General features: G+C 74.7%; 6 protein-coding genes and 1 pseudogene. 5 read left to right on the top strand and 2 right to left on the bottom strand.

Going from position 1 to position 10,800, the window contains the following annotated elements; all coding sequences use genetic code 11:
- From GPJ59_RS26915 to GPJ59_RS26895, 5 genes and pseudogenes are all read left to right on the top strand, one after another.
- Positions 1-314, top strand: a pseudogene (locus tag GPJ59_RS26915) (hypothetical protein); the annotation flags it as partial.
- 6 nt (positions 315-320) lie between these two features.
- Positions 321-1,424 (top strand): DUF2330 domain-containing protein, encoded by a 1,104-nt coding sequence (locus tag GPJ59_RS26910; RefSeq protein WP_308120504.1) that lies wholly within the window; start codon positions 321-323, stop codon positions 1,422-1,424.
- Positions 1,425-1,568: 144 nt separating this feature from the next.
- Entirely contained in the window at positions 1,569-2,531 is a 963-nt protein-coding gene (bla, locus tag GPJ59_RS26905) for a class A beta-lactamase (protein WP_219670292.1), read from the top strand.
- A gap of 55 nt (positions 2,532-2,586) precedes the next feature.
- Entirely contained in the window at positions 2,587-3,213 is a 627-nt protein-coding gene (locus GPJ59_RS26900) for a mycothiol-dependent nitroreductase Rv2466c family protein (RefSeq protein WP_219670291.1), read from the top strand.
- Between the two features lie 177 nt (positions 3,214-3,390).
- Positions 3,391-5,502, top strand: coding sequence for a SpoIIE family protein phosphatase (locus GPJ59_RS26895; RefSeq protein ID WP_219670290.1), 2,112 nt, complete (start codon positions 3,391-3,393; stop codon positions 5,500-5,502).
- A 37-nt stretch (positions 5,503-5,539) separates the two neighbouring features.
- Here the strand turns inward: GPJ59_RS26895 and GPJ59_RS26890 are convergent, their stop codons facing one another.
- The gene (locus tag GPJ59_RS26890) at positions 5,540-8,230 is read right to left on the bottom strand and encodes a SpoIIE family protein phosphatase (RefSeq protein ID WP_308120503.1); all 2,691 of its coding nucleotides are present in this window, start codon (positions 8,228-8,230) and stop codon (positions 5,540-5,542) included.
- Complete coding sequence (locus tag GPJ59_RS26885; RefSeq protein WP_308120502.1) at positions 8,227-10,320, bottom strand: SpoIIE family protein phosphatase; 2,094 nt, start codon at positions 10,318-10,320, stop codon at positions 8,227-8,229. Before GPJ59_RS26885 ends, GPJ59_RS26890 begins: the two co-directional genes overlap by 4 nt.
- Positions 10,321-10,800: the final 480 nt, after the last annotated feature.

Here is a 10,800-nt window from a genome sequence, read left to right as displayed (position 1 = left end):
TCAGCAAGCTACACCGTGGTGATACCGCGGCAGTGGACTATGTGATAAAGGGACAGGGGCAGGCCGGGCCCCGCCGGCTCTGCTCCGGCAGCCCGGCCAAGCAGCTCGCCGGCGTCCTCACCGCCCCCGCCCGCCGGCCGGCCCTCCACGTCCACCTCGGCGCCCCGCTCCACCCGCCCGCCCCCGGCGAGGCGACCTGCGTCGAGGCGGTGACCACGCGCGCCCAGCAGGCCGTCTCCGCGGCCTGGCACACCGCGGTCCGCGCCCTGGCCGGCGGCCGGAACCGGAACCGCACGGGGCGCGACCACGTCTGATGCCCCGTGCAGAAGAAACGAAGAGTCCTGACACTGGTGTTCGCCCTGCTCGCGCTGCAGCTCGGGTCGCTGATCAGCCCGGCGTACGCGTGCGGCTGCGGCGCCATGGTCACCGACCGCAGCGCCCGGCTCGGGGTCGCCCGTGAGACCTCCGTCGTGCGCTGGGACGGGCGGTCGGAGCAGATCGTCATGCGGTTCACCGTCGACGGGAACGCTCCGCGCGCCGCCTGGATCATGCCGGTGCCCACCCGGGCCACCGTCGAGCTGGCCGACGGCGCCATGTTCGGCGACCTGGCCGATCTCACCCGCCCGGAGCGCAGGACCCGCCACTACTTCTGGCCCCGCGGGGGCGACTGGCCCTTCTCCTCCGGGGACGGGGCCGGAGCCGCCGCGCCGCCCCCCACGGCCGGCGCCCCCGGGGTCGGCGTCGTCGGGCGTGAGCAGCTCGGCGACTTCGACGTGGCGCGCCTGACCGCCACGGACCCCGACGCGCTGCGCACCTGGCTGGAGGGCAACGGCTTCGAACTGCCCGACCGACTGGCCGCGGAGGTGCGCCCGTACGTCGACCAGAAGTGGGAGTACGTCGCGGTACGCCTGGCCCCCCGGGAGCGGGGCAAGGTGCTGCGCGGCACACTGGACCCGCTGAAGATCGCCTTCGCCAGCGACCGGCCGGTCTACCCCATGCGGCTGTCCCGCATGGCCGCGACCCCGCAGTCCCTCGGCCTGTACGTGCTCGCCGACCACCGCATGGAGCCGCGTACCGCCATCGGCGGCGGCGCGCCCGTGGTCACCTTCGCCGGGACGGTGCAGCCGCCGGCCTCGCTCGCCGGCCTGACCGCCGGCCGGCCCGCGTTCCTGACCGCGATCGAGCAGGAGTTCCCCGAGCCCGGCCGCATCGACGGAGACCACGAGCTGCGGGCGGCGGCCGCCGACACGGAGTACCGCAGGGTGGTCTACCGCCACCGGCTGCTGACCGTCGGGGACGGCGTCCCGGTCTGGCTGCTGACCGTGGGCGGGGCGCTGGCCGCCGTGGCCGGCGCCGTCGCGGCGGTGGTGGTGGCGATGCGCAGGCGTGCGCGGCGGCACCGGGAGCCCCTGACGGCCGAATGATTCCGGACAAGATGGCTGGATAGGAGCGAGTGGGGAGCTCTTGGGGTCAGCGGTGCGGATGTGACGTGTGGAACCAGTGGTGCCAATAGGGCGTCCACTCCAGTACTTGACGTTCCGACAGGAGAAGCAGGAGAGGACGAGCACGTGGAGACCACGGGAACCCGCCCGACCCGCCGCACCGCCCCGACCCGCCGCACCGCCATCGCCCTCGGGGCCGGTGCGGCCCTGGCCGCCGCGACGGCCCTGGGGGCGGGCACCGCCCACGCCGCACCGCCGAGGAACGGCGCCGGCCCCGGCCTCGACCCCGGCCTCACCGGCCGGCTGCGCGAGCTCGAACGCGAACGCGGGGCGCGGATCGGCGTGTTCGCCCACGACATCGCCACCGGCCGCACGCTCACCCACCGCGCCGACGAGCACTTCCCCGTGTGCTCGCTCTTCAAGCCGCTGGCCGCCGCGGCCGTCCTGCGCGACCTCGACCGGGACGGCGAGTTCCTCGCCCGGCGCATCCGCTGGACCGCCGACGACATCGAGCCCGGCTGGTCCCCGATCACCAAGGAGCACATCGCCGACGGTCTGACCGTCGAGCGGCTGTGCTGGGCCGCCATCGCGCACAGCGACAACACAGCCGGCAACCTGCTGCTGCGCGAGCTGGGAGGGCCGACCGCCGTCACCCGCTTCTGCCGCTCCGTCGGCGACCCGGTGACCCGTCTCGACCGGTGGGAGCCCGACCTCAACTCGGCCGAGCCGGACCGCGAGACCGACATCACCACCCCGTGCGCGATCGGCCGGACGTACGCCCGACTGGTGCTCGGCCGGGCCCTCACCCGCCCGGACCGGGACCTGCTCGGCGGCTGGATGCTGGCCAACACCACCAGCGAGAAGCGCTTCCGGGCCGGCCTGCCCGGCTGGACCGTGGCGGACAAGACCGGCGGCGGCAGCTACGGCACCAACAACGACGCGGGCGTCGTGTGGTCCCCGAAGGGTACGCGGCACGCCGGGGCCCCCATCGTGATGGCGGTCCTGACCACCCACGCCTCGCCCACCGCGAAGGGCGACGACGCGCTCGTCGCCGAGACGGCCGCCCTGCTGGCCGGCCGGCTGCGCTGACCCGAGGGTTTAATGGACTGGCGGAAGTGGGAGGTGAGTTGGCAGAGTCGGGTGGGTGACCACGACTGAATCTGCCAACCGGCCCACCCGCGTCGACTTCTACTTCGACCCCGCCTGCCCGTTCGCCTGGATCACCTCCCGCTGGATCCTGGAGGTCGAGCAGCTGCGCGAACTCGACCTGCGCTTCCGCGTGATGAGCCTGTACGTCCTCAACGAGAACAACGAACTGCCCGACTGGTACCGGGACCTGGTCGACCGTTCGCTGGCGCTCACCCGGATCTGCACGGCGGTCGCGCAGCAGCACGGCGAGAAGGCGCTGCCCGCCCTGTACACGGCTCTCGGCACCCGCATCCACAACGGCGGCAACAAGGACTTCACCGCCGTCGCCAAGGAGGCCCTCGCCGAGACGGGCCTGCCCGCCGAGCTGATCAAGGCCGCGGACAGCGACCGCTACGACGAGGACCTGCGGCGCAGCCACCACGAGGGCATGGACCCGGTGGGCGAGGACGTCGGCACGCCGACCATCCACATCGACGGCGTCGCCTTCTTCGGCCCGGTGCTCAGCTCGATCCCGCGGGGCGAGGAGGCGGCCAAGCTGTTCGACGCGGCGCGCACCCTCGCGGCGTACCCGGACTTCTTCGAGCTCAAGCGCACCCGCACCGGCGGTCTGAACTTCGACTGACGTCCCTCCCGGCCGGCCCGGGAGCGCCTGCTGCTCCCGGGCCCGCCCGTACCGGCCGGCCCGGTGGGGCCCGCGGGGGACGGGGCCCGCCCGGCGGAGCGAGGGGGCGCCCGGCCCGAGGGTCTCCTATAGGGTGTTTTCGGTAGGAAAATGCCCATTCGGGTGAGGTCGTTTGCCTTGGACACACGTCAGTGGGCGAGTCAGGCTCCGTCGGAGCCGCAGCGGGCGGTCGGCTATGCCGGCGTGCTGCGCGAGCTGCTCCCGATCGCCCTGTGGCGGGAGGACACGCAGGGCAGGGTGGTGGAGTGGTCCCTGGCCGCCCAGGACCTGCTCGGATACCTCCCCGGGGAGGTCCTCGGCCGCCCCGCCTCCCACACCCTGGTCCCCGACGGCAACCGGGACCTCGCCGACGAGCTGACCCGCCGCGTCCACGCGGGCGAGACCGTGGTCGGCACCCTCTCCGTCCGGCACCGCGACGGTCACCCGGTGACGATGGAGATGTGGATCGTGCCCGCCACCGATCCCGCGGGCCGCGCAGGGACGCTCCTGATCGCCGTGGAGACCTCCGAGGTCCTGCGCATGCGCGACTCGCTGGCCGCGCTGGAGAGCCTCTTCACCCAGTCGCCCATCGGCCTCGCCACCCTCGGCCCCGATCTGCGGTTCCTGCGGGTCAACGAGGCCCTCGCCCGGATGAACGGCGTCTCCGCCGCCGACCACATGGGCCGGCGGCTCACCGAGGTGGTGCCCGGCGTCAACGCCACGGCGCTGGAGGAGATGATGCAGCGGGCCCTGGACCGGGGCACCCCCGTCATAGACGCCCGGCGCACCGGCCGCACCCCCGCCGACCCCGACCGCGACCACACCTGGTCGTGCTCCTACGCCCCCCTGCGCGACGGCTCCGGCCGCACCCTCGGCCTGATCGCCTCCCTCATCGACATCACCGAGGGCCAGCAGGCCCTCGTCGACGCCGAGCGCGCCCGCCAGCGCTTCGCCCTGCTCGCCGAGGCCGGCACCCGGATCGGCACCACCCTGGACCTGCGCCAGACCGCCCAGGAGATCGTGCAGGTGCTGGTGCCCCGGCTCGCCGACTCCGCCGACGTACAGATGCTGGAAGAGGTCCTCGACCCCGACGACACCGGATCCGCCCGCCAGGGACTGGTCCGCCGGCTGGCCGCCGCCTTCCCCGACCCGACCGCCCCCACCGCGAAACTCGTGCCGGGCATGACCCTCCAGGTCCCCGTCGGCTCGGTCTACGAGCGGGTCATCGCCGAGGGGCGGCCCATGAACCTGACGCACGCCGACGTCCCGCAGCTGATCACCGACCCGCGCGCCGGCCGGCTGCGCGACTACCTCGTCGCCAGCGTCGGCTCCGCCCGCCTGATCCCCCTCGTGGCCCGCGGCACGGTCCTCGGGGGAGTCGTGGTGACCCGGCTGCGCACCCGCGAGCCCTTCGACGAACAGGACTGCGTGCTGCTCGACGAGCTCGCGGGCCGCGCCGCGCTGAACATCGACAACGCCCGCATGTACACCGCCCAGCGGGAGGCGGCGCTCACCCTCCAGCGCAGCCTCACCAACAGCGCCCTGCCCGACGTCGCCGACCTGGAGCTCACCGGCCGCTACCTGCCCGCCAGCGAGCACGACGTCGGCGGTGACTGGTTCGACGTCATCACCCTCCCCGAAGGCCGCACCGGACTCGTCATCGGTGACGTCATGGGCCACGGCGTCCACGCCGCGGCCGTCATGGGCCAGCTGCGCACCTCCGTACGCACCCTGGCCCGGCACGGCGTCCCGCCCGTCGAGATGCTGCGCTCCCTGGACGCCGTGGTGGCCGAGCTGGGCGAGGACGAGATGGCCACCTGCGTGTACGCCGTCCACGACCCGGCGACCGGCGGCTGCGTCGTGGCCCGGGCCGGCCACCCCCCGCCGGCCGTGGTCACCCCCGACGGCGGCGTCACCTTCCTGCACGGCCCCGAGGGCACCCCGCTGGGCACCGGAGGTGGTGACTTCCACGTCGAGGAGGTCCCCCTGCCACCCGGCAGCCTGCTCGCCCTCTACACCGACGGGCTCATCGAGGCCCGCGACCGGGACCTGGACGAGGGCATGCGCCGGCTCGCGGAGGCGCTGCACCACCTCGACCGGCCGCTGGAGGAGATCAGCGACACCGTCCTCCAGCAGCTGCTGCCCTGCCCCGCACAGGACGACGTGGCCGTCCTCCTGGCCCGCCCGAAGCCCCGTACCGCACCGCCGGACCCGCCCGGCCGACAGGCCCCGGCCGGCCCGCCCGGCTGACGCGCCCGGCCCACCGGCGCGGGCGCGGGGGGCGGCCTCACCACGCCAGGTCCTCCAGCTCCTGAAGGCCCGGCACGCTCACCGGCGCCGGCCCCTCCCCGGTCAGCGGCAGCTCCGCCCAGATCACCTTGCCCCGCGCGGTGTACCGGGTGCCCCAGCGTTCGGCGAACTGGGCGACGAGGAACAGCCCGCGCCCGCCCTCGTCGGTCGTGGCCGCGTAGCGCAGGTGCGGGGAGGTGCTGCTGCTGTCCGACACCTCGCAGATCAGGCTGCGGTCGCGCAGCAGCCGGACCCGGATCGGCTCGCCCCCGTACCGGATGGCGTTGGTGATCAGCTCGCTGAGGATCAGCTCCGCGGTGAACGCGATGGAGTCCAGGCCCCAGGCGGCCAGCTGCCCGGCGGCGGCGCCCCGCACGCCGGAGACGGCCGCCGGATCGGCAGCCACCTCCCACCGGGCCATGGCGTCCGGCGCCAGCCGCCGGGTCCCGGCGACCAGCAGCGCGATGTCGTCACTGGGCGCCGGCGGGAGCAGCCGGTCCAGGACGTCCGCACAGGTCTGCTCCGGGCTGCGGCCCGCCCGCGACAGCGCCTCGCGCAGCAGGACCAGCCCGGCGTCCATGTCCCGGCCGCGGTCCACCAGCAGCCCGTCGGTGAACAGCACCAGCCGGCTCGCCTCGGGCAGGTCGATCTCCGCGCTCTGGTACGGCAGCCCGCCCAGCCCCAGCCCCAGCGGCAGGCCCGCCGGCACCTCGGGGAAGTCCACCCGCCCGTCGGGACCGACCAGCGCGGGCCCCGGATGCCCGGCCCGGGCCACCGTGCAGCGCCCGGACGTCGGATCGTAGATCGCGTACAGGCAGGTGGCACCGGTGATGCCCTCGCCGCTGCGGTCCTCGTTCACGTCGATCCGGTCGACCAGCTCGTCCAGGTGCCCCAGCAGCTCGTCCGGCGGCAGGTCGAGGGTGGAGAAGTTGTGCACGGCCGTGCGCAGCCGGCCCATCGTGGCGGCGGCGTGCAGCCCGTGCCCCACGACGTCGCCGACGACCAGCGCCACCCGCGCCCCGGGCAGCTGGATCACGTCGAACCAGTCCCCGCTCGCCCCGGCCTTCGCCGGCAGATAGCGGTAGGACACGTCGACGGCGCTCTGGTCCGGCAGCACGCGGGGGAGCAGGCTGCGCTGGAGCGTGACGGCCATGTCGTGCTCCCGGGTGAAGCGCCGGGCGTTGTCGATGGAGACCGCGGCGCGCGCCGTCAGCTCCTCGGCGAAGGACAGGTCCTCCTCCCCGAACGGCTCCGAGGTCTCGGCCCGCCAGAAGTTGGCCATGCCCAGCACCACCCCACGCGCCTGGAGCGGGGCGGCGACCAGCGAGTGGATGCCGTACGCGAGGGCCTCCCGGGCCCCCTCGGGGTCCTGTGCCCGCCAGCCGGGCGCGGTGGTCAGGTCGCTCTCCAGCACGGCGTGCCCGCCGGCGAGGGCGGCCGCCATCGGAGTGTCGGAGACCGTGAAGCTGATCAGGTCGCCCACCGGCTGCAGGGGCGGATCGGGCCGCACCCCGAAGAGGGCCGTCCGGCGCATCTCGGTGTACGCGCCCGACGGCTCCTCGCCGCGCAGCACCGGATCGAGCAGCTCCACCGTGATGTAGTCGGCGAACCGCGGAACCGCCACCTCCGTCAGCTCCTCGGCGGTGCGCTTCACGTCCAGCGTGGTGCCGATCCGCACGCCCGCGTCGTACAGCAGCTGGAGCCGGCTGCGCGCCACCTCCGAGCGGCCGGACAGCGCGACGAGCTCCGTGGAGTCCCGCAGCGTCATCACGATGCCGGCGCCGTGGCCGCCGTACGGCTCGGTCGGGCGGACGTTGACCGCCAGCAGCCGGTCGCCCGCCAGGTGGACCTTGTCGGTCGCGATCCGGCCGGGGGAGAGCAGCTCGGTGGTGCCCGGATCGAGGCCCAGGTCGGTGACGTGCCGCCCCTCGGCGTCCGCCGGCAGGTCCAGCAGCCGCCGGGCCTCGTCGTTGGCCAGCATCAGCCGCCGGTCCGGCCCGATGATGAGCACGCCCTCGCGGACGGCGTGCAGCACCGCCTCGTGGTGCTCCTTCATCCGGGTCATCTCGATCGGACCCAGTCCGTGCGTGAGCCGCCGCAGCCGGCGGCTCACCAGGGCGGCGCCGCCCACGGCCAGCGCGAGGGCTCCGGTCGCGGCGCCGATCAGGAGCGGCATCTGGTCCTCCACCACGTCGGAGACGTTCTTGATCTCTATTCCCGTGCCGACCAGGCCGACGACGACGCCCCGGTCGTCCAGGACCGGCACCACGGCACGCACGGCGTCGCTCGGCTCCCCCTCGAAGACCTCCGTGAAGGACTGCCCGGCGGCCGCCCGTTCGAGGTCGCCGCTGGCCCGCCGGCCGATCAACTCGGGCCGGGGATCGGTCCACCGGACCCCGTCGGGGGTCATCACGGCGATGAAGTCCAGCCCGGAGGCCCGCCGGGCCGCCTCGGCCCTGGGCTGGAGCACCGCCGTGGGATCGGCCGACAGCAGTACCTGCGCCAGCCCGGGGGCCTGGGCGAAGGCCTCCGCCGCGGCCAGCGACCGGTTCCGGGCCTCGCGCTGGCTGTCGCCGCGCGCCTGGAGGACCAGGGCCGTCGCGCCGACCACGACGAGGATCAGCACGATCACCGCCTGGAGCACGAACACGTGCCCGGCGACGGTCCGTGGCTGCCTCCCGGGCGTCACGGCAGGCTCCGGGCGGTGAGGAGGGCCACGTCGTCGAAGTCGTCCGGCCGGCGCAGGGACCGCAGCAGCACGGAGCAGATCTCCTCCAGCGGCCGGCGCGGGTCGTCCAGCAGCCTGAGCAGGGCGGCCAGCCGCAGGTCGATGGGGTCGTTCCGGGTCTCGACCAGGCCGTCGGTGTACAGCACCAGCGTGTCGCCGGGGGCGAAGGGCACGGTGACGGTCTCGAACGGGACGCCGCCGACGCCCAGCGGCGCACCCGTCGGCAGGCGCACCAGGTCCGCGGGCCCGCCCTGCGCCCGCAGCAGGGCGGGCGGGAGGTGGCCGGCGTTGGCGATGCGGCACTGGCCCAGCCGGGGGTCGTACACCGCGTACAGGCAGGTCGCGATGTAGTGCTCCAGACCGGCCGTGATCTTGTCGAGGTGCTGGAGGACCTGGTCCGGATCGAGGTCGAGATCGGCGAAGGCGCAGGTGGCGGTGCGCAGCCGGCCCATCGTGGCGGCGGCGTCGATGCCGCTGCCCATGACGTCGCCGACCACCAGGGCCGTCTTGTCCGCGGCCAGCGGGATGACGTCGTACCAGTCGCCGCCGACCTCCATCGAGGCGTGGGCCGGCTGGTAGCGGGAGGCGATCTCCAGCCCCACGGGGTGCGCGGGGCGGTCGGGGAGCAGGCTCCGCTGGAGGGTCACCGCCGAATTGCGCACGCTCTGGTACCAGCGCGCGTTGTCGATGCTGACCGCGGCCCGGGCGGCGAGCTCGGAGGCCAGGATCACGTCGTCCTCGTCGAAGGGCAGCGGATTGCGGGCCCGCTTGAGATCGAGGGCGCCGAGCACCTCGCCGCGGGCGATCAGCGGCACCGCCAGGTACGAGTGCACCCCCGCCCGCGCCAGCATCGCGGCGGCCTCCTCGTTGCGGGCGATGGCGGCCAGGTCGGCCTCGCCGACGTGCGCCACCATGACCGGGCGGCCGGTGTGCACGCACCGGGTCACCAGCCGGTCGGCGCCGTACATGCACGGCTCGCCGGTCGGATCGGCCGCCGTGACGGCCTCCGTCGGGTAGGCGGACTTCACCGCCAGCGCCCGGAACAGCTCGGGCCCGGTGTCCGGCGCGCCGGGGCGGCGGCAGGACAGGACGGAGTCCAGGACGTCCACCGCGGCGACGTCGGCGAGCTCCGGCACGGCCACGGCGGCCAGCTCGTGGGCGGTCTGCCCGACCTCCAGCGTGGTGCCGACCCGCGCCGAGGCGTCCGCGATCAGCCCCAGCCGGCGCCGGGCCCGCTCGGCCTCCGTGGCGGCCCGGTGGCGTTCGGTGACGTCGATGACGGAGATGGCCACGCCCAGGATCCGCCCCTGGTGGCCCTCCAGCCGGTAGCAGGAGACCGACCAGGCCAGATCGGGTGCGGGCTCGCCGTGCTCCCCGCCGCCCTCCTGGTGCCACGGGTCGCGGCCGACGACGTACCGGTCCAGCAGCGGGACCCCGGTGTCCAGCACCCGGCGCAGGGCCGTCTCGACGGCGGCGACGTCGAGGAAGGGGAGGGTGTCGCGGATGTGGCGGCCGATGTGCTGGGCGGCGGGAAGGTGGTCGATCCGCTCCAGTGCCGGGTTGACCAGCACGTAGCGCAGGTCGAGGTCCATCAGGGCCAGGCCGATGGGGGACTGGGTGACCAGCCGCTCCGACAGCGCGAGGTCGGTCTCGACGCGCTCGACGGTGGCGTGGTCGGCGGCGATGCCGAGGGCGAAGACGTCCCCGAGGCCGTCGGTCAGGCGCATGTTGCGGAACTCGACCAGACGGGTGCTGCCGTCCTTGACCCGTACGGGGAAGGCCCCGGCCCAGCTGTCGCCGCTCTTGAGCACATCGCCGAAGAGCCGGGTCACGAGCGGCAGGTGCTCCTCGCGTACCAGCAGGTGGCCGGCGAAGCGGCCGAGCGCCTCGGCGGCCCGGTAGCCGAACAGCTCCTCGGCCTGGGGGCTCCAGAACAGGATGCGGCCCTCGGCGTCGAGGACCACGGCAGCGACGCCGAGCACGTCCAGCAGGCCCCTCGCCTGCTCCGGCCGCTCGGGCCGGCCCTCCTCGGCACGGGATTCGGCTGTCACCCGCACGCCTCCGTTCGCCGGACCGCCTGCGCGGGTCCTTGCCGCGTCGGCCGGTACTTCCATGCTGCCCCCGGCGCACCGCGCGTCGCAGCCTCAGCCGCCGTCCGCGGCGGTACCGCACGCGGCAGTGCCGGACGGGGCGGCCGCGGGCCGGGAGGCGGGGGCCGGAGCGGGGGTGGGCGCAGGTGCAGGTGCATGGGCGATTTCCGGACAGAGTCGGTTTACGCGCCGACAGCCTGACATGTCCGTCAAGTGGTGCATAGGGGGTGTGGCGTATGACGTGACGGATCCGGCGGGGCAGCCGTCACCGCCCGGGCGGGGCCGGGCGGGTCGGGTCGGCCGGTGGCCGTCAGGCCCGGGCCCCGGGATGGGCTCCCCGGCCTGTCCGTCCCGTCACCGCCCGGCCGGGTTGCGGCCGAGCGGTGACGGGACGGCAGGTGGCCGGCCGGCCGGCTCGGGCCGGGGAGGGCGTCCCGGGTC

Source organism: Streptomyces bambusae (genome assembly GCF_019400985.1).
In the GTDB taxonomy this organism is placed as follows: domain Bacteria; phylum Actinomycetota; class Actinomycetes; order Streptomycetales; family Streptomycetaceae; genus Streptomyces; species Streptomyces bambusae_A.
The sequence above is the reverse complement of the archived record's forward strand: the minus strand, read 5'-3'. Positions and strand labels throughout refer to the sequence as shown.